Source organism: Polymorphospora rubra (genome assembly GCF_018324255.1).
GTDB classification, from domain to species: domain Bacteria; phylum Actinomycetota; class Actinomycetes; order Mycobacteriales; family Micromonosporaceae; genus Polymorphospora; species Polymorphospora rubra.
In genome coordinates, this window is record NZ_AP023359.1 from 8,043,935 (window position 1) to 8,061,800 (window position 17,866).

18 protein-coding genes and 1 pseudogene are annotated in these 17,866 nt (G+C 72.8%); 11 read left to right on the plus strand and 8 right to left on the minus strand.

Translation table 11 applies throughout. The features are described 5' to 3' along the window. Positions 1–53: 53 nt before the first annotated feature. The 6 genes from Prubr_RS35190 to Prubr_RS35215 form a co-directional block, all read right to left on the minus strand. Positions 54–2,171, minus strand: coding sequence for a Xaa-Pro dipeptidyl-peptidase (locus Prubr_RS35190; RefSeq protein WP_212819891.1), 2,118 nt, complete (start codon positions 2,169–2,171; stop codon positions 54–56). 421 nt (positions 2,172–2,592) lie between these two features. Beyond that, entirely contained in the window at positions 2,593–4,119 is a 1,527-nt protein-coding gene (locus Prubr_RS35195) for a PQQ-dependent sugar dehydrogenase (RefSeq protein WP_212819893.1), read from the minus strand. A gap of 159 nt (positions 4,120–4,278) precedes the next feature. Further along, entirely contained in the window at positions 4,279–4,557 is a 279-nt protein-coding gene (locus Prubr_RS35200; RefSeq protein WP_212819894.1) for a DUF3817 domain-containing protein, read from the minus strand. Further along, positions 4,554–4,913, minus strand: coding sequence for a hypothetical protein (locus Prubr_RS35205; RefSeq protein ID WP_246568102.1), 360 nt, complete (start codon positions 4,911–4,913; stop codon positions 4,554–4,556). Before Prubr_RS35205 ends, Prubr_RS35200 begins: the two co-directional genes overlap by 4 nt. 126 nt (positions 4,914–5,039) lie before the next feature. Continuing rightward, positions 5,040–5,483 carry a MarR family winged helix-turn-helix transcriptional regulator gene (locus tag Prubr_RS35210; RefSeq protein WP_212819896.1) on the minus strand — a complete coding sequence of 148 codons (444 nt, stop codon included), beginning with the start codon at positions 5,481–5,483 and terminating at the stop codon, positions 5,040–5,042. Between the two features lie 71 nt (positions 5,484–5,554). Further along, entirely contained in the window at positions 5,555–6,127 is a 573-nt protein-coding gene (locus Prubr_RS35215; RefSeq protein ID WP_212819898.1) for a TetR/AcrR family transcriptional regulator, read from the minus strand. A gap of 121 nt (positions 6,128–6,248) precedes the next feature. Here Prubr_RS35215 and Prubr_RS35220 point away from each other — a divergent pair, with 121 nt between their 5' ends. The 4 genes from Prubr_RS35220 to Prubr_RS35235 all read left to right on the plus strand — a co-directional run bounded on the left by Prubr_RS35220 (position 6,249) and on the right by Prubr_RS35235 (position 9,426). Then, positions 6,249–7,130, plus strand: coding sequence for an SDR family oxidoreductase (locus Prubr_RS35220; RefSeq protein WP_212819900.1), 882 nt, complete (start codon positions 6,249–6,251; stop codon positions 7,128–7,130). Positions 7,131–7,236: 106 nt separating this feature from the next. Further along, positions 7,237–7,929, plus strand: coding sequence for a CBS domain-containing protein (locus Prubr_RS35225; RefSeq protein WP_212819902.1), 693 nt, complete (start codon positions 7,237–7,239; stop codon positions 7,927–7,929). Between the two features lie 40 nt (positions 7,930–7,969). Beyond that, positions 7,970–8,548, plus strand: a complete 579-nt coding sequence (locus tag Prubr_RS35230) for a dienelactone hydrolase family protein (RefSeq protein WP_212819904.1) — start codon at positions 7,970–7,972, stop codon at positions 8,546–8,548. 59 nt (positions 8,549–8,607) lie between these two features. Continuing rightward, positions 8,608–9,426, plus strand: coding sequence for a hypothetical protein (locus tag Prubr_RS35235; RefSeq protein ID WP_212819906.1), 819 nt, complete (start codon positions 8,608–8,610; stop codon positions 9,424–9,426). A gap of 20 nt (positions 9,427–9,446) precedes the next feature. Here the strand turns inward: Prubr_RS35235 and Prubr_RS35240 are convergent, their stop codons facing one another. Then, positions 9,447–10,205 (minus strand): TetR/AcrR family transcriptional regulator C-terminal domain-containing protein, encoded by a 759-nt coding sequence (locus Prubr_RS35240; protein ID WP_212819908.1) that lies wholly within the window; start codon positions 10,203–10,205, stop codon positions 9,447–9,449. 62 nt (positions 10,206–10,267) lie between these two features. Between Prubr_RS35240 and Prubr_RS35245 the strand changes: the two genes are divergently transcribed. Both Prubr_RS35245 and Prubr_RS37540 read left to right on the plus strand, forming a co-directional pair. Then, the gene (locus tag Prubr_RS35245; protein WP_212819910.1) at positions 10,268–11,203 is read left to right on the plus strand and encodes an ATP-binding cassette domain-containing protein; all 936 of its coding nucleotides are present in this window, start codon (positions 10,268–10,270) and stop codon (positions 11,201–11,203) included. After that, complete coding sequence (locus tag Prubr_RS37540) at positions 11,200–11,967, plus strand: ABC transporter permease (protein ID WP_246568104.1); 768 nt, start codon at positions 11,200–11,202, stop codon at positions 11,965–11,967. Before Prubr_RS35245 ends, Prubr_RS37540 begins: the two co-directional genes overlap by 4 nt. Before the next feature lie 60 nt (positions 11,968–12,027). Here the strand turns inward: Prubr_RS37540 and Prubr_RS35250 are convergent. Beyond that, positions 12,028–12,957: pseudogene (locus Prubr_RS35250) on the minus strand (DMT family transporter); the annotation flags it as partial. Between the two features lie 33 nt (positions 12,958–12,990). On the opposite strand from Prubr_RS35250, the gene Prubr_RS35255 reads away from it, so the two are divergent. The 5 genes from Prubr_RS35255 to Prubr_RS35275 all read left to right on the plus strand — a co-directional run bounded on the left by Prubr_RS35255 (position 12,991) and on the right by Prubr_RS35275 (position 17,861). Continuing rightward, positions 12,991–13,875, plus strand: coding sequence for a LysR family transcriptional regulator (locus Prubr_RS35255; RefSeq protein WP_212819914.1), 885 nt, complete (start codon positions 12,991–12,993; stop codon positions 13,873–13,875). A 121-nt stretch (positions 13,876–13,996) separates the two neighbouring features. Beyond that, positions 13,997–14,326, plus strand: coding sequence for a hypothetical protein (locus Prubr_RS35260; protein ID WP_212819916.1), 330 nt, complete (start codon positions 13,997–13,999; stop codon positions 14,324–14,326). Positions 14,327–14,494: 168 nt separating this feature from the next. After that, a complete protein-coding gene (locus Prubr_RS35265) occupies positions 14,495–15,001 on the plus strand; it encodes a hypothetical protein (protein ID WP_212819918.1) in 507 nt (168 codons plus the stop codon). Further along, positions 15,001–16,410, plus strand: coding sequence for a hypothetical protein (locus tag Prubr_RS35270; protein WP_212819920.1), 1,410 nt, complete (start codon positions 15,001–15,003; stop codon positions 16,408–16,410). The genes Prubr_RS35265 and Prubr_RS35270 overlap by 1 nt, the downstream gene beginning before the upstream one ends. Further along, the gene (locus Prubr_RS35275; RefSeq protein ID WP_212819922.1) at positions 16,407–17,861 is read left to right on the plus strand and encodes a vWA domain-containing protein; all 1,455 of its coding nucleotides are present in this window, start codon (positions 16,407–16,409) and stop codon (positions 17,859–17,861) included. The genes Prubr_RS35270 and Prubr_RS35275 overlap by 4 nt, the downstream gene beginning before the upstream one ends. Positions 17,862–17,866: the final 5 nt, after the last annotated feature.

Consider the following 17,866-nt stretch of genomic DNA (forward strand, 5'->3'; position numbering starts at 1 on the left):
CTGGACCTGACGGCGGGCGCGGAGGCATGACCGCCTCCGCGCCCGCGGGCCTGCTAGCCGATCCGCGAGCGGGCGGCCGCGCTGACGATCGCCCCGCGCTCGCGAGGCTCGATCTTCCCGGCGGCCACCAGGTCGGAGGCCACCTCGGTCACGTGGCGGACGAACTGGCCGTGGTTGGGCCACCGCTCGCCGTCGAGGATGTGGTCGCTGATGGTGCAGGTTCCGGCCAGCGGCCGGTTCGGTACGCCGCTGTCGACGCCGCCGATCACGACCGTCGCCCGGGTGTCGGGGTTGTCGCAGACCGGCATCGCCAGCGGCCCGCCGACGACCGGGAGTTCGAGGGACGCCCCGGCCAGGTCGACGCTGAGTTCGGTGCCCGGCGCCGGGTGGAGGGTGAACTCGTGGTCGGTGGAGAAGACCATCAGGCCGATCCGCTGCCCGGCCAGGATGACCTGGTCGTCGGGCTGGAGGTCCACGGTCACGTCGACGAACCGGCCCGGCACCAGCGGCTTGCTGCGGGTGAGCGAGTCACGGTTCTGCGGGTCGGCCCAGCCGCGGGTGATGACACTGGTCGTCGAGCCACGGGTGCTCGACTCGCAGCCCGCCGCACCGGTCCAGGGCAGCCGGACCAGCGCCACCGACAGGTTGGCCGCCGCCTTGCTCGACGCGAGCTTCAGCGTCACCTTCGCCGACCCGGAGATGTGCACCGGGGCGGACAGTTCCGGGGTGACGTAGAGCAGACGGTGCGGCGAGTCCGCGGTGGCGTACGTGCCGACGTTGCAGGCGGTGTTGCCGGCGTCGACGAACCGCTCGACCCCGGTGCCGGGGCGGGCCAGCGAGGTCAGCCCGCCGGTGGTGGCACCGCCGGCGCTCAGGTTCAGGGTCACCGGGGACGCCGCCGGGTTGGGGTAGTCGGCGTACGGGGTGAGCTGGCTGGTCCCGGTCTCGTTGCGGATGATCCAGGACTTCGGGTCGTTCTCGACGCCGTTGGGCACGTCGTACAGGTAGCGGCTGAACCACTTGTTGCGCATGTCCAGCGGCGGGGCGCCGCCGTGGCCGCCCTGGTGGAAGTACGCCTGGACGGGAACCTTACGGGCCTTGAGCGCCTCGATGATCCGGACGCTGTGCTCGGGCATCACGTTCCAGTCGTTGAACGCGTGCGCCATCAGGGTGGCGGCCTTGACGTTCTTGACCTGCGGCAGGTAGTCGCGGCCGGCCCAGAAGTCGTTGAAGTCGCCGGTCGCCCGGTCCTGGTTCCGGTTCATCATGTCCCGGACCTGCTCGATGCAGTACTGGCGCCGTTCCGGGAAGCCGCTGTGGATGTAGTCGAAGAGGAAGTCGATGTCCTCACCGACCCAGCCGCCCGGGTTCCGGACCAGGCCCTGCGAGCGGTAGTAGTGGTAGTACGACGTGTTCGGGGCGATCGGGATGATCGCTTCCAGGCCCTTGACGCCGGTGGTGGCGGCGGCCAGCGGCAGGGTCCCGTTGTACGACGTACCGGTCATGCCGACCTTGCCGGTGGCCCAGCTCGTCGCGTTGACCTCTTCGGTCCCGTCGACGCTGGTGTAGCCCTTGGCGCGGCCGTTCAGCCAGTCGACGACGGCCTTCGGGGCCAGCGACTCGTTGCTGCCGCCGACGGTCGGGCAGCCCTGGGACAGGCCGGTGCCGGGCGAGTCGGAGTGGACGACCGCGAAGCCGCGCGGCACCCAGGTGCTGACCTCGCTGCTGCTGACGGAGGTCCGGTCCGCGCGGTGCGTGATCGGCGGCGGGGAGAGCCGGGCCGGCGGCTGCTCGCCGAGTTCGTGGGCGACGTTCCACAGGTACTGGCGCTGGGTCGAGCCGGTACCGGCGTAGTAGGGGCTCGTCTCGTAGACGACCGGCACCTTCAGCCCGTCCGCGGTCGGTCCGGGCCGGGTGACGTCGACGTGCATGCGGTCGCGCCGGCCGTCGCCGTCGGAGTCGAACTCGGTCTCGACCCACAACTGCTGGCGAATCCAGGTGGTGGAGTCGGCGAACTCGGGCACGATCTGGGCCTGGCCGTCGACGAAGACCGGGCCGACGTTCGGGTTGGCCACCGCCGGCTGGGCGACCGCCGTACCGGCGGCGAGTGCGATAACGCACGAGACGGCCGTCGTGACGGCCGCCCGCGCACCCAACTTTCTTCGCGTCATATTTGGAGTCCTCCGTCAGCGGTCCTGGTCAGGGTGGCCGCCACCGGCGGTGTGCCGCGGCGACGGTCGGGGGTGGGTACGGCTCACCGGCCGGCGACCCGGTCGGGTCGCTGGCGGTGCTTTTCAGGCAGGTTCGACCGGACGTACGGGGGCGGTACGCCGGCGGAGGAGGTCGGCTCGGACGACGGGTGTTCTTGGTCACGAGACCGTAGCAACGGGCCCGGAGCGACAGCACCCGACACCTGACGGAACTTCGGCCCGGCCTGGACCTTCCAACGTCGAAAAAAGCCCTGGTGAAGCGGCTGACCGGGCCGTCGCGGGCGGTCGGGAGCGCGGCCCGACGACCCACCCGCCGGAGAATCCCCGGTGGGTGGGTCGGGCCTGGTCGGACGGTCGTGGCGCCGGACCTACGTCCGGCCGGTCACGTCCGGCAGGCGGCGCCGCCGAGCGTGAACGCGGTCGGGGCCGGGTTGGCACCGGAGTAGGTGCCGAGGAAGCCGAACGTGACGGTGGCGCCGGGAGCCACCACCCGGTTCCAGGAGAGGTTGGTGGCCGTCACCGTGCTGCCCTGCTGGGTCAGCGCGGCGCTCCAGCCGCCGCCGATCCGCTGACCGGCGTCGAAGGACCAGGCGAGCGACCAGCCGTCGAGCGGGGCGGTGCCGGTGTTGGTGAGTGTCACGGTGCTGCGGAAGTTGCTGCCCCACTGATCGTCGACGGTGTAGGTGACCGCACAGGCGGCGGGCGCGGGAACCGCCTCGAATCCGATCTTGTGGAGCTGCCCCGGCAGGTCGTTGACGAGGTACAGCTCACCGTCGGCGTCCTCGCCGAAGCTGGTCGGCTGGATCGGCAGCTCGCCGATGACGCGGTTGTCGTACGCGGCACCTGGGGCGCCGGGACGGATCGCCCAGGCGGTGGCCGAGCAGTAGTCGCTGGCGATGTAGGTGCCGCCGACAAGGTCGGCGTACTGCTGTCCGCGGTAGACGAATCCGCCGATGACCGCGCAGCCCTCGAACGAGGTGCGGTAGTGGAAGACCGGGTCGGTGTAGGTGGCGCCGGCGCGGCACCGGGTCAGGTCGAACACGGCCGGCCCCTCCCGGCACGACCAGCCGAAGTTCGCGCCGCCGCCGTCGGCCGGCAGGTGGTCGATCTCCTCGTAGGTGCCCTGCCCGACGTCGGCGATCCAGAGTGAGCCGTCCTGCGCGTCGAACGAGAACCGCCACGGGTTGCGCAGGCCGAACGCCCAGATCTCGGCGCGGGCGCCGGCCACCCCGACGAACGGGTTGTCCGCCGGTACGCAGTACGGCTGTCCGCCGCAGGACCGGCTGACGTCGAGCCGGACGATCTTGCCGAGCAGGGTGTCGAGCCGCTGGCCGGCGTCGAACGGGTCGCCGGCGCTGCCGCCGTCGCCGAGGCTCCAGTAGAGGTGCCCGTCCGCGCCGAACTTGACCTCGCCGCCGTTGTGGTTGGCGTACTCGGCGTGCGGCTGGGTCAGGATGACCTGCTCGGTCGCGGTGCCGCCGGCCAGCACGAACCTGGACAGGGTCAGGGCGCCGTCGGGCACGGCGGTGTACGCCAGGTAGAGCGCGCCGCTCTGCGCGAAGTCGGGTGCGGTCTCGATGCCGAGCAGGCCACGCTCGTTGCCGGAGACGGCCACCCGGTCGGTGATGTCGAGCAGCGGTGTGGCGGCCAGTCCGGTGGTCGGGTGGTAGACCCGGATCCGGCCGGTCTTCTCGGTGATGAGCAGCCGGTCGCTGCCGTCGTCGGGTGCCGCGATCGCCGTCGGGCGCTGGAGTCCGAAGGCGAGCTGGGTGGTGGTGACGCGTACCCGGTCGAGCGGGAGGGCGGCGGCGCCGGGCGGGGCGCTGTCCGGTGTGGCGTACGCCGGGCCGGGCAGCGCGGCGAGGGTGACCGCGAGGGCCAGGGCGGGGGTCCAACGCTTTCGGTTCACTGTCCACTCCAGTCCGCCGGCGGGCCGTGATCGGGGAACCTCGCCGCATCGTATCGGCAATCACCGATTTCCCGGAGGTTTCCTGGGAGCGTTCCCACGTTTCGGGATCCGATTCCGCCCCCTCCCGCCAGTGGCCGGTCCGGCGCGCCGCCGGCCTCGTCAGCGGGCGGCGACCGGGCGCCGCACCTCCCGCCGCACGTTCAGGATCGTGAAGACGCCGCCGGCGACCGGCACGAGCGCGAGCAGCCGGGTACGCGGCCACAGGTCCCGGCCGAGCAGGGCGGTCACCGCGACGGCGAGGTAGAGGGCGCCGTGCACCGGACCGATGGCGGCGGTCACCGGCCGAAGGTGCACGGTGGCGAGGTTGAGCAGCAACACCGCGACGCTCACCAACTCGAGGATCGACAGCACCTCGAGGGCGCGCAGCAACGGCCTCACGAGTAGTCCGATCCGGGCCGGACGATCATCAGCACCACGACGACCGCCCACAGCAGGTTGAAGACGCCGGCGAGCATGCCGAGCCGGCGCAACTGCCGCCCGTCGCCGGGAGTGGCGAGCGCGTCCCGCTGCCGTGGGGCGATCTGCAGGGCGAGGATGCCGCCGGCGACCGCCGTCAGCACCATGGCGACGGTGATCCACACCTCGCCCATCCGTCCCTGCACTAGCGCGAGCGCGATGCCGACGACCGGTACGACGAGCGCGGCGATCCCGTAGCCGCGGGTGATCCGGTGCAGCAGCCGGGCGACCCCGACGTTGCGTTCCCCGGGCCGGCGGGCGGCGCGCCCGGCGGGCACCTCGACGCCACCGGCACCCTCGACGACCGGCGCGAACCGGGGAACAGGCTGACCGCGACGGCGGCCGGTCCGACGAACAGGATGCCGGCGAGCACGTGGACGGAGAGGAGGAGAGCTTCCATACCTTCAGCATAACTGAAGGTTATTCGGACGACGATCCCCGAGATCCCGCCGTACCGCCTCGCACAGCGCCTCCGCCACCCCGGGCAGCGCGGCCGACAGACGGGCGTCGAGCGCCGCGACCGCCTCGGCGGCGCGGGCGAGCACGGCTTCACCCGAGGTGGTGACCCGCAGCGTGGATGCCGCGCCGGCATGCGCGGTCGAGTCCTCGACCAGCCCGGCCGCGACCAGCGTCGCGACGGCGGTGTGTGCGCTCTGCACGGTGATCCGGGAGCGTCGGGCGAGTTCGCTGAACGAGATGCCGGGCCGACCCCGGATGTGCCCGAGCAGGCCGTACTTGCGCGTGGTGAGCCCGATCGGCTTGAGCGCGTCGGTCAACTCGGCGTCCCACACCCGGGCGGCCGTGAGCAGGGCGATCAGCGGGCTGACGGGTGGTGGGCCGGCGGTCATGGCCGCAGTCTAGGGCGCGCCCCGGGGCCCGGTGGGCGGCGACCGCGCCGCCCGGCTGGGCGCACACCCGGCTAGCCGACGATACGCAGTCCGTCCAGCCCGAAGGCCAGAATCCGGTCGGTCTGCTCGCGCGCCACCTGCCCGCGCAGCCAGGCCGCCGCGCTCGTCAGCGCCAACACGTCGGCCCCGGTCACCTCGGGGCGTACCGCACCGGCCCGCCGGGCCCGGTCCACCAGGGCGGCGGTGGTGGCGGTCATCCGCTGGCAGGCGGCATGCAGTTCGGAGGCCTCGTCGTCGACGCCGGCGGCGAGGATGTCGGCGAGTCCCGCGTACGACGCCGCGTGGTCGACCATGGCACGGATCCAGTCGGCGAGCGCGTCCCCTGCCGACGGATGGTCCACCAGTCGGTCGGCGTGCGCGAACAGCGCGGCGTGCCGGTCCCGCAGCACCGCGCCGAGCAGGGCGCGCCGGTGCGGGAAGTGGCCGTAGAGGGTGCCGATCGCCACCCCCGCCGCGCGGGCGATGTGCTCCAGCGGCGCGTCGGTGCCCCGCTCCCGGAAGGCGGTCTCGGCCTCGGCGAGCAGGCGTTCGTAGTTGCGGCGCGCGTCGGCGCGGGGTCGCCGCTGCCGTGCCGGCGTGGTCATGCCACCGTCCACCTTGCTAAGTCGAGGGCCCCTCGATATTTTATTCGAGGACGCCTCAGCTTAGCCCGCCGTGTGGTGCGGCGGCGTCGTGGCGGGGCACGTCGAGCGGAGGACGACCCTCATGATCCTGGTGACCGGTGCGACCGGATCCATCGGCGGACACCTCGTACGCCGACTGGCGGACGACGGCGTCCCGTTCCGGGCCATGGTCCGCGACGAGGCCCGGGGCGAAGCCCTCGGCGTCGACTTCGTCGTCGGCGACTTCGACGACCCGGACTCGGTCGCCCGCGCGCTCGACGGCGTCGACCGGCTGTTCCTCAACGCCGGCGGCGCCGTACCGGCCGACGGCGAGCAGCCGATGGTGCGCCAGCAGCGGGACGCGATCGACGCGGCCCGGCGGGCCGGCGTCAGCCGGATCGTCAAGATCTCCGTCTGGGGCGCCGAGGAGGGCGGCCGGCTGGCCGTGGGTGCGCACTGGCGGATCGAACAGCACCTCAAGGCGTCCGGCGTCGAATGGTCGCTGCTGCAACCCAGCGGTTTCATGCAGAACTTCGTCACCGGCGCGGGATCGTTCACCGCCGACGGTGACCTGATCGGCAACCACCTCGACGCGCCGGTGTCCTACATAGACGCACAGGACATCGCCGCGTGTGCGGCCGTGCTGCTGACCGGATGGCGCGGCGCCGGCGAGACGTACGTGCTCACCGGGCCGGAGGCGCTGACGCAGACGGAGATCGCGGCCAGGCTGACCACGGCCGTCGGCACCACCGTCCGCAACGTCGGGATGCCACCGGCCGAGATGGCGGCCGCCCTCACCGCCCAGGGCCTGCCGGCGCGGTTCGCCGACGACGTCGCCACCCTCTGGGCCGGGATCGCGGACGGCGCCCTGGCCACCACCACCGATGCCGTACGGGAGCTGACCGGTCGGCCGCCGCGCACCTTCGACGAGTTCCTCGCCGAGAACCGCGACGCGCTGCAGGCCGTACTCGCGCCCCGGCACTGAGCCGCCGGCCGGGGACCAAGGTCCCCGCCGGTCCCGGACCCACGGCCCTGCCCCCGGCCCGAGCAGCGCGAATACGCTCGGGGAGGAACGGCTGAGGAGGTACGTGATGGGGACGTGGAACGTCGACGACGTGATGACCACCGATGTCCTGACCGTCGGTGAGTCGGCACCGTACCGGGAGATCGTCGACCTGATGACCGCGCGGCGGGTCAGCGCCGTACCGGTCGTCGACGAGTTCCGGCGGGTGGTCGGCGTGATCTCCGAGGCCGACCTGCTCCACAAGGTGGAACTGATCGGCGAGACGCCCGGCTGGCGGATCTTCGAGGGCCGGCGCCGGCACGACGCCCGGGTCAAGGCCGCCGCCATGATCGCGCACGAGCTGATGACGGCGCCCGCGGTGACGGTCCTGACCGGAACGCCGCTCGCCGCCGCCGCGCGGCTCATGGGCCGGGAGACCGTCAAACGGCTGCCGGTCACCGACGACCTGGGCCGGCTGGTCGGCATCGTCTCCCGGGGCGACCTGCTCAAGGTGCACCTGCGCCCCGACGAGGACATCCGGCGCGACATCGTGCGGGAGGTGGTCGAGCGGGTCATGACCGCGCAGGAGGGCGCCATGGAGGTCACGGTGACCGACGGGATGGTCGAACTCGCCGGACGGCTCGACCGGCGCAGCTCGGCCGAGATCGCGGCCCGGCTGGCGGCGCGGGTACCGGGCGTCGTCGATGTCGTCGACGACGACCTCACCTACGACTTCGACGACGTGGACCCGGCGCCGTCCACGTCGGCCGCCGCCGGCTGAGGGGACACCGACGCGGCCGGCATCTGGCAGGATCGGCCGCATGGCCGAGGTACTGCTGTTCCATCACGCGCAGGGACTGACGTCCGGCGTACGCGACTTCGCCGACGTGCTGCGGCAGGCGGGTCACACCGTCCACGCCCCCGACCTGTACGAGGGCGAGGTCTTCGACACCCTCGAGGAGGGGGTGGCCCACGCCGGGAAGGTCGGCTTCGGCGCGCTCGCCGAACGCGGCCGGCTCCTCGCCGAGGAACTGCCCCCGGAACTCGTGTACGTCGGACTCTCCCTCGGCGTGGTGCCCGCCCAGATGCTGGCCCAGACCCGGCCCGGCGCCCGGGGCGCGCAGCTGCTGCACGCCTGCGTGCCGGCGTCCGAGTTCGGCGACGGGTGGCCGGCCGGCGTACCGGTCCAGGTACACGGCATGGACGGCGACCCGTACTTCGCCGGCGAGGGCGACATCGACGCCGCCCGTGCCCTCGTCGCCGAGGCCGACGCCGGGGAACTGTTCCTCTACCCCGGTGAGCGGCACCTGTTCACCGACAGCAGCCTGGCGGCGTACGACGAAGAGGCCACCACGCTGCTCACCCGACGGGTGCTCGCCTTCCTGGCCGGCGTCCGCTGACCGGTGCCCCACGCAGCTGGCCGACGGCGGGTCCGGACGACGTCGAGCCGGTCGACAGCATGTCCGACTGGTCGGAGGTCCGGGACATCGAGGGGCGCCCGGGCAGCGAGGTCGCGGCTCTGCTGCTTCGACTGGAACGGACGCCGGACGCCGGGCTGTGGAAGGAACTCGACAACCGGCTGATCGTGGAGATGGAGTGCTGGTGCTCCGCGGGTTTCGCCGCTCTGCCCCGGCTCGGCGCGCTGGCACGCATCGGCACCGGAGGAACCCGTGACCGCGCGTTGGTGCTCGCGTCAACGATCGTCGCGACACTGCACCGAAACCACGCCTATGACTACCTGGTCCGGACCGTACCCTCCGCTCTCGCCGCCCTGCACCGTGCCGCCCGGTCCCGGCTGCCGGGCACGACCGGGCCGGAGTTCCACCGGTACTTCCGGGCCGCGCTGGCATTCGCCGGCTACACGTTCTGGGCGACGATCAGCCTCGACTTCTCCGATGAGCACTACCAGGTCGGCTGCCCGCACTGCGCCGTCCGCCTGATGATCGTGATCGGCGACTACGGCCGTTACTGCGCGATCCGCGACGAATGGGAGGGCGACGTCCGACGCGTTCCGCTGCGCCCGGCGGACGTCGCGGATTTCGACGGGATCCGTCGATGGATGTACGACAGCGCCGTCGCCGGGGGCGATCCGGTGCTCGCCGAAGGGCTGACATACCTGTTCGGTGACGCGACCTGCGGCGACTGCGGCAGCGTCTTCACTGTCGCCGACTGGTACGAGGCCGAGAACGGCCCGGCTCAGCCCATCGACCCGGTCGTACCTCGTGTCGACCGCTCAGGCTGGCGACAGCCGGATTCCTCCGTGGGACATCGGCGCTGACAGGGACCGTCGTCCTGCCGTCATCGGCGACGGCGGGCCTCGACGCCGTCGAGGATCACGTCGATCGCGAGCGCGAAGTCCGTGTCGTCGAAGGACTCCTCGCCGTCGGTGGGGCCCTCGCTTTCCAGGAGCGCCCGGAGCCGGGGGAACTCGCCGTGCCGGTCCGCGACCCGGAGCCGCTCCGCGAGGTATGCGTTGACCTGGTGTGCGGTACGGGCGCCCTCCGGAAGTGACCCGGCGAGGCCGGCGCCGAGTTCGACGTCCGACCGGACGTAGGTCCACAGGAGGGTCAGCACGCTGACCGCCTGCTCGCCGGGCAGTTTCGCTTCCTCCAGGCAGCCGAGGCCGGCCTCCATCCACCGTACGTACGAGGGCATCAGCGCTTCGCCGGTGATCGGCAGCGACGAGAGCCAGGGGTGGGACCGGTAGGTGTCGCGCATCGCCGTGACCCAGGCGTGGGTACTCGCGCGCCAACTCTCCTCCGCCTCCAGTCGCGGTGGGCGCCCGAGTGCGGCGTCGGCGGCGAGGACGAGCAGGTCCTCCCGGGACTGGACGTAGCGGTACATGGACATGGTGCCGCCGCCGAGCGTCTTGGCGACGCGGCTCATGGTGATCGCCTCGACCCCGTGGGCGTCGCCGAGCGCGACCGCGGTGCTCAGGATCTGGTCGAGGCTCCACCGGGGCTTCGGCCCCTTCGTGGTGTTCTGCGCGATCCCCCACGCGGACAGGAGCACCGGGGGCAGGCCACGCAGTGGTCCTTCGGAAGCTGTGGACGACACGACACCGATCGTACTGCGTACCCATTACGCATTCGTACTGCGTAGGGGTTACGCTGTACGACATGACAGTCGATCGCCCCTCTCCCACCGCACTTCGACCACCGCCGACATCAGGTCCGGCGCTGACCGTGACCGGGATCCGCAAGAGCTACGGCACCCACCACGTCCTGGCGGACGTGACCTTCACCGTGCCCAGCGGGCAGATCTTCGCGATGCTCGGCCCGAACGGTGCCGGGAAGACGACCCTGATCCGCATCCTGACCACCCTGATCCGCCCGGACACCGGGACCGCGCGCATCCTCGGCCGGGACGTCGTCACCGAGGCCCGCGCGGTCCGCCGGTTGATCAGCGTCACCGGCCAGTACGCCTCGGTCGACGAGGAACTCACCGGCCGGGAGAACCTCGTCATGATCGCCAGGCTGCTCGGCCGGAGCAGGCGGGCCGCGCAGGCCCGGGCCCGGGAACTGCTCGACGAGTTCGACCTCACCGACGCCGCGGACCGCCGGGCCGGCCGGTACTCCGGCGGCATGCGACGCCGGCTGGACCTCGCCGCCGGCCTCGTCGACTCACCGCCGGTGATCTTCCTGGACGAACCGACCACCGGCATGGACACCCGCAGCCGCCAGGCACTCTGGACGACCATCACCCGGCTCGCCGCGGCGGGCCGGACCGTCTTCCTCACCACGCAGTACCTGGAGGAGGCGGACACGCTCGCCGACCGGATCGCCGTGCTCGACGGCGGCCGGATCGTCGCCTCCGGGACCGCGGCGGAGTTGAAGCGACGCGTCGGCCGGGAATGGGTCGAACTCACCCTGCCCGGCGGCGACGTCCGGCGCGAGAGCACCGACGGCAGCCCCGCGCGCCTGCGCGAGATCCTCAACCGCTACCACGCCGAGGGACGGCCCGTGGCCAGGGCGGCGCTCCGCACGCCCAGCCTCGACGACGTCTTCCTCACCCTCACCGGACACCCCGTCAACCGCGAGGACGGCCGCGCATGAGCACCCTTCCGCTGCACACCGAACTGATCTTCACCCGGCGCAGCATCGTCCACTCGCTACGCAATCTCGACAGCCTCGTCACCGCCGTCGTCGCGCCCGTCGCGATCATGATCCTGTTCGTCACCGTCTTCGGCTCCGCCCTCGAGGGCGCCGCCGGTGGCCCGTACACCGACTACGTCACCCCGGGCGTGATGCTGCTCTGCGCCGGCTTCGGCGCCGCGCTGACCGCGACCTCCGTCCACGCCGACATCGCCAAGGGGGTGATCGAACGGTTGCGCACCATGCCCGTACGGGCCTCCGGGGTGATCTTCGGCCACGTCTTCGCCAGCGTCATCCGCAACCTCGTCTCCACCACGGTCGTCGTACTCGTCGCCCTGGCGCTCGGATTCCGCCCGCGCGCGTCGTTGCCGGAGTGGCTCGGCATCGTCGCGCTGCTCGCCGGATACATCCTCGTGCTGACCCTCGTCGCCGCGGCCTGGGGACTGGCGGCCCGGTCGGTGGACTCAGCCGGGATGTTCAGCTTCGTCGCGCTGTTCCTGCCCTACCTCTCCACCGCGTTCGTACCGGTGGAGAGCCTCCCGACCTATCTCCGGGGATTCGCCGCGCACCAGCCCGTCACGGTCGCGATCGAGACGCTGCGCGGCTTCGCGGCCGGCCGCCCGGACGCCGGGGACGTGCTCGCCAGCACGATCTGGCTCGGGTCGCTCGGCGTCGTCGCGACCGTCCTTACCGTACGGCTCTTCGCGCGTCGGGGACGTGGGTAGGCCCGGCACCGCACCGCGCCGGAACCGGCCGAGCCGGTTCTGGCTGGTGAGGATCCCGAGGATCACCAGCATCGCGCCGACCGGCCCGTGCCAGTGCACCGGCTCGTCGAGCACGACGATGCCGAGGCTGACCCCCACGACCGGGGTGAGATAGGTGACGGTGGAGGCGAGGGTCGCGCCCCACGCCTGGATGATCCGGGTGTTCCAGATGTAGGCGACGCCGGTGCCGATCCCACCGAGCGCGATCATGCTGGCGACGACCGGTAGGGACCACCGCACCGGCGTGGTGCCGACAAACGGGACGAGGGCGGCGGTGACGACCGCGGCGATCGTGACCTGCGCGGCGGCGATCGTCGTCGGGTCGTACGGGGTGTCGCGCAGAAACCGTCGACTGTAGACGAAGGCGAGCCCGTAGCAGGTGGTCGCGGCCAGGCACGCCCCCTGGGCGAGCAGGGACCGCGATCCGCCGGCGCCGGCGGGCGCGGTCCACGGTGCCGCGACGAGCAGCACCCCGGCCGCCGCGACGACGAGGCCGGCCGTACGGGTCCGGGTGAGCCGTTCGTCGGGCAGTACGGCGAGCGAGACCAGGAGGGTGGTGATCGGGGTGGTGGCGTTGTAGATGCTCGACAGGCCGGACGGGATGTACTGCCCGGCCCAGGCGAAGAGCAGGAACGGGGCGACGCACAGCAGCACGGCGATCACCGTCAGGTGTCCCCACACCCGCACCCCGCGCGGCCAGCGGCGCCGGGCGGCGAGCATCGGCACGAGCAGGACGGCGGCGCCGCACGCCAGGCGACCGAACACGACCTGCACCGGGGACAGCCCCTCGAGGGCGACCTTGATGAACAGGAAGCTGGCGCCCCACACCAGCGCCAGCAGCGCGAACCGCACCGCCACGAACCGGCTCCCGGCACCGTCCATCCGCCCCTCCTCGTGCTCCGGGCCACCATGCGGCACGGCCGTACGATGCAGCAAACAGATCCGGTTCATGGGTGGATCTGTTTACTTCATGGAGGTCCGACGGTGACGACGTTGCGCCAGCTACGGGTGTTCGTCGCCGTCGTCGACACCGGCGGGTTCGCCGCGGCCGGTGACGCGCTCGGCACCAGCCAGTCCTCGGTGTCCCACACCCTCGCCGCCCTGGAGTCGCAGGTGGGGGCGGCGCTCGTGCACCGCTCCCCCGTCGCCGCGACGGCGCACGGCGCCCGCCTGCTGCCGTACGCCCGCGCGACGCTGGCCGCCGCCGACGCGTTCGACGCCGCGACCCCGGCCCGCACCCCGACCACCGGCACGATCCGGCTCGCGGTCACCCCGACCGCCGGGCACCACCTCGTCCCCGAACTCCTCACCCTCTGGCACGCCCACGCACCCGGCATCCGGGTCCGGCTCCTTGAGGGCGACGACGTCGAGGTCGCCGAATGGCTGGCGACCGGGGCGGCCGACGCGGCCGTCCTCGTCGACGCGCCGGCCGGCACCGGACCGGTGGTCGCCCGCGACGAGTTCCGGGCCGTCACGCGTACCGACCATCCGCTCGCCGGCACCGGCCCGGTTCCGCTCGTCGACCTCGTCGAGGACCCGTTGCTGGTCTCCACGGCCGGCTGCGAACCCCAGGTCCAGGAACTCCACCGGCGGGCCGGGCTGCCCTACCGGCCGGCCCAGCGGGTACGGGAGCTGACGACGCTGATGGCGATGGTCGACGCCGGCCTCGGGGTCACGCTCATGCCCTCCCTCGCCGGGCCGATGCTCCCGGCCGGGCTGGCCATGACCCCGCTGACCGACACCCTGCGGCGCGTCCTCACCCTGGGCGCCCCGACCACCCGTCCCCGCCACCCGCTGGTCGAGAGAATCCTCGACCTCACCGCCGGGCACCTGCCACCCGACCGACCGGTCGGGCCGGCACCGGCCTGAGGTGGAAGGCCGGGCCCGCGACCGCGGCGGCGGGCAACAAGACCTTCGTCGACAGAATTACTTGCACACTCAACCAAATTGGGTCACGATTCGACGGTAGTCGATACCAAGGAGGAATCGCATGAATCGGACGCGAGCGAGGATCGGCGCCGGACTGGCCTCGGCCGTGGTCATGGCCGCCGGGCTCGCGACGGTGGCCGCGCCCGCCTCGGCCCAGCCCACCGGCCTCGCCTTCTACAGCAGCTTCCCCTTCACCACCCCGGTCGTGCACCTGCCCACCCCGACCGGCGAGTGCACGCCGCTGCCCGCGACGGCCATCGGCCACGTCGGCTGGAGCGGATTCACCAACGTCGTCATGTACCGGACCGCGGACTGCACCGGATACGAGACCAACACCGGAACGTTGCGCACCTACGACGCCGGACGCTTCCAGAGCTTCCGCGCCTTCTGACCACCACGCCGGGACGGGTGCGGGCGCCGCCCCACCCGTCCCGGCGCGTTCCCGGGTCGGCGGCGCGCTGTCGTACCCGTGGGCCATGATCTCTCCCGTACGGCGGCGCCGGGAGCGGCCCGGCGCCGGCATCGTCGTGGCCGGTTGCCGGCCGGTGGGAGGTCGCAAGTGGCGGACGTGGACCGGGCCGCGTGGCGGCGGCGCAGCGCGGTACGGGTGGTCCCGCCCGCACAGCCCCGCAAGCTGGCCAAGGTGCCCTTCGTCGAACTGGCCGACGGCCGGTTGCAGGGCGTGGTGTCCAGCGGATCGGACATCGAGCGGGTCTACGTCTCGTCGGTGACCTCGGGCAGCCACGCCTACCACTGCAGCACCAACAACAACCGGCCGTGCGGCGGCCTGCGGGGCGCCCCCTGCAAGCACCTGCACGCGCTCGCCGACGAGGCCCTGCTCCAGTACGGCATCGACCGGGTCGCCCGCTACCTGCGGGTCGAGGTCGAAGCCGGGGTCGACACCGGCGCCGGACTGCTGCGCCGGCTGGACGCGCGGCACGAGGCGACGCCGGCGGCGGTGGTGTTCAGTCGCTTCCTGCGCCACCTGGCCTACCTCGAGTTGCCCGGCAGCACGGCACCACTGCCCGAGCTGCACTGGTTCCCGGCGACCGGGGCGGTCCGCTGATGCTGGGCACGCAACTCGCCGTCCTGAGCGCCGGCACCCCGGTCGGACTGACCGACGCCCTCGACGTGGTGGCCGGCTTCGACGAGGCCCTGACCGCAGGCTTCGCCCGGGTCGGCGAGCCGGGCGCGGCCGCGCTGGCCGCCCTCGCCGGTGCGCTGGCGGGCACCCCGCTGGGCGGTACGGTGGCCGACGCGGTCGGCAAGGTGACCGCCGGTTCGGTGGCGGAGGAACATCTCGCCGCGCTCGCCGGCGCCCGGTCGGCGCTGCTCGGCGCCGCCCACGACACCCTGCTCGGGCAGTTCGACACCGCCCTGGGGCGGACCCGGACGGCGTGGTCGGCCGCCCCGGCCGGCCCGGCGGAGGACGACGTGGCCCACCTGCTCGCCGGCGCCCGCGCCTGGCTGCACGAGGTCGCCGTCACCGGCTGGCGGGGCGTCGACCACGAGTTGCTGGCCGCCGCCGGGGCACAGGTCGAGGCGCTGCTGCCGGTGCCCGCGCTGCGCCGGCTCGCGGTCCTGCTCGACGGCCTGGCCGCCGAACTGCGGGCCAGCGTCCCGGTCGGCACGATGCCGCAGGTGCCCGCCCGCCGCTGGGCCGACCTGTGGGCCCGCGGGATGCTGCTCGCGCAGGCCCCGCCCGCCGGCGCCGGACCGACCGACGTCGAGCGGATCTCCGGGCGGTTGCTGCCGCTCGGTGCGGACGTACACGAGCACGACACCGCGGTGCAGGTCCAGGTGCACGGGATCCTCGAACCCGCCGACGGTTCGCCGCCACGGCTGGTCCGCACCGCGGTCGGTGCCGCCAAGGTCGACACGATCGTCGGGCCGGCCGTGTGGCAACTCCTCCAGACACGTCCCGTGCTGTTGGCAGCGCTCGCCCAACGGCGCGGCCTCACGGTGACCGAGCTGCCGGTACGCGGCGGCGACCTGTTCTGGCACGACGACCTGATCCGGCTCGACGGGCCGGCCGACCCGTTCGCCACCGCCCGGGTGCTGCTGCCGGCCGCCGTCGCGGCGGCCACGGCGCCGCTCGACCGGCACCCGGTCGGCATCGCCGAGCCGGTGCTGCTGGAGGGCTACACCGTGCGTGACGACGACGGGTCACCCGTCCTGGAACTCGACGGACACCGGATCGCGGTCGCGGTCGACCGGCTGCCGGCCTGCGGTCCGCTCACCCCCGAACTGGTCGCCGCCTCGTCCGCCTGCCTCGGCCTGGTCCGCTGGGACGACGACCGGTGGCTCGTCCAGCCGCTGGCCGTGCAGGCCACCGTGAAGCGGCGTACGACGGCCGCACACAACGGCGACTGGGCCGAGGGCGTCACCGATGCGAAGGTCGCGAAGGCCGGGGCCAGGTCGGGCGATGTGGTCGCGGTGCTGCGCGAACGCGCGGGAAGGCTGCTGCGCAAATGACCGGGTCCGACAGCACCGTCCACGACCACACCGACGAGAACCGCCGCCAGGTGCTCTACTGGCGGCTGCTGGCCCGGCTCTTCGACCCCGAGGAGCAGCCCGCCCTGGAGTCGGCGAGCGTCGCCGTCGTCGACGACCTCGGCCTGCCGGCCGCGCTGCTCGACCCGGCGGTGTCGGTCGACAACGTGATCCAGCGCTTCCCGGCGCTCGCCGACGAACTGCGCGGCCTGCTGGCGCCGTCCGACACCGCGGCCGGTCCGGGTCCGTCGGCCGAGCCGGGTCCGTCGGCCGAGCCGGGTCCGTCGGCCGAGCCGGGTCCGTCGGCCGAGCCGGGTCCGTCGGCCGACGCCGGCGGGGCCGGCGGCACCGCCGGGCCGGACCGGGCCGGCCGGGACGAGGTACGCCGCGCCGCCCTCGTGTCGAAGCTGCTGCTCAACGTCTTCGCGACCGGCTCCGGCACGGTCACCGCCGGCCAGCTCGCCCGCTGGCAGTCCGACGCCGGCTGGTTCGAGCAGGCGCTCGGCTTCGGGCCGGGCGAACTGCGCCGGCAGAGCGGCGGTGGGCTGGGCGGCACACTGGCCGGCCTCGAGGGCGACCTCGTCCGGCGGATGCGCCTGCGCGAGGTGCTCGCCGACCCGGCGCTGGCCAGCCGGCTCACCCCGAGCATGTCGCTGATCGAGCAGCTGCTGCGCGACAAGGCCAACCTGTCCGGGGTGGCGCTGGCCAACGCCAAGGCGCTGATCCGCCGCTTCGTCGACGAGGTCGCCGAGGTGCTGCGTACGCAGGTCGAGCAGACCAGCGTCGGGTCGATCGACCGGTCGGTGCCGCCGAAGCGGGTGTTCCGCAACCTCGACCTCGACCGGACCATCTGGCAGAACCTGACCAACTGGAGCCCGGACGACGAGCGCCTCTACGTCGACCGGCTCTATTACCGGCAGACCGCGCGGCGCACCACCCCGGCCCGGCTGATCGTGGTGGTCGACCAGTCCGGGTCGATGGTCGACTCGATGGTCAACTGCACCATCCTGGCGTCGATCTTCGCCGGACTGCCCAAGGTGGACGTGCACCTGATCGCGTACGACACCCGGGCGCTGGACCTGACCCCGTGGGTGCACGACCCGTTCGAGGTGCTGCTACGCACCAACCTCGGCGGCGGCAACGACGGCCCGGTGGCGATGGCGATGGCCCGCCCCAAGATCGTCGAGCCGCGCAACACGGTCATGGTGTGGATCTCGGACTTCTACGAGTTCGGCCGCTCCCAGCCGCTGTTCGACGGCATCGAGGCGGTGCACCGCTCCGGGGTCCGGTTCATCCCGGTCGGCTCGGTCAACAGCTCCGGGCAGCAGAGCGTCAACCCCTGGTTCCGCCAGCGTTTCAAGGACCTGGGCACGCCGGTGATCTCCGGCCACATCCGCAAACTCGTCTTCGAGCTCAAGAGCTTCCTCACCTAGGAGAA

Bases quoted from the DNA above. Each gene is read 5' to 3' on its own strand.
- Prubr_RS35220 (WP_212819900.1), top strand. From the start codon at position 6,249: ATGATCCTGGTGACCGGTGCGACCGGATCCATCGGCGGACACCTCGTA.
- Prubr_RS35190 (WP_212819891.1), bottom strand. From the start codon at position 2,171: ATGACGCGAAGAAAGTTGGGTGCGCGGGCGGCCGTCACGACGGCCGTC.
- Prubr_RS37540 (WP_246568104.1), top strand. From the start codon at position 11,200: ATGAGCACCCTTCCGCTGCACACCGAACTGATCTTCACCCGGCGCAGC.
- Prubr_RS35235 (WP_212819906.1), top strand. From the start codon at position 8,608: ATGTCCGACTGGTCGGAGGTCCGGGACATCGAGGGGCGCCCGGGCAGC.
- Prubr_RS35270 (WP_212819920.1), top strand. From the start codon at position 15,001: ATGCTGGGCACGCAACTCGCCGTCCTGAGCGCCGGCACCCCGGTCGGA.
- Prubr_RS35210 (WP_212819896.1), bottom strand. From the start codon at position 5,483: ATGACCGCCGGCCCACCACCCGTCAGCCCGCTGATCGCCCTGCTCACG.
- Prubr_RS35215 (WP_212819898.1), bottom strand. From the start codon at position 6,127: ATGACCACGCCGGCACGGCAGCGGCGACCCCGCGCCGACGCGCGCCGC.
- Prubr_RS35245 (WP_212819910.1), top strand. From the start codon at position 10,268: ATGACAGTCGATCGCCCCTCTCCCACCGCACTTCGACCACCGCCGACA.
- Prubr_RS35260 (WP_212819916.1), top strand. From the start codon at position 13,997: ATGAATCGGACGCGAGCGAGGATCGGCGCCGGACTGGCCTCGGCCGTG.
- Prubr_RS35225 (WP_212819902.1), top strand. From the start codon at position 7,237: ATGGGGACGTGGAACGTCGACGACGTGATGACCACCGATGTCCTGACC.
- Prubr_RS35230 (WP_212819904.1), top strand. From the start codon at position 7,970: ATGGCCGAGGTACTGCTGTTCCATCACGCGCAGGGACTGACGTCCGGC.
- Prubr_RS35275 (WP_212819922.1), top strand. From the start codon at position 16,407: ATGACCGGGTCCGACAGCACCGTCCACGACCACACCGACGAGAACCGC.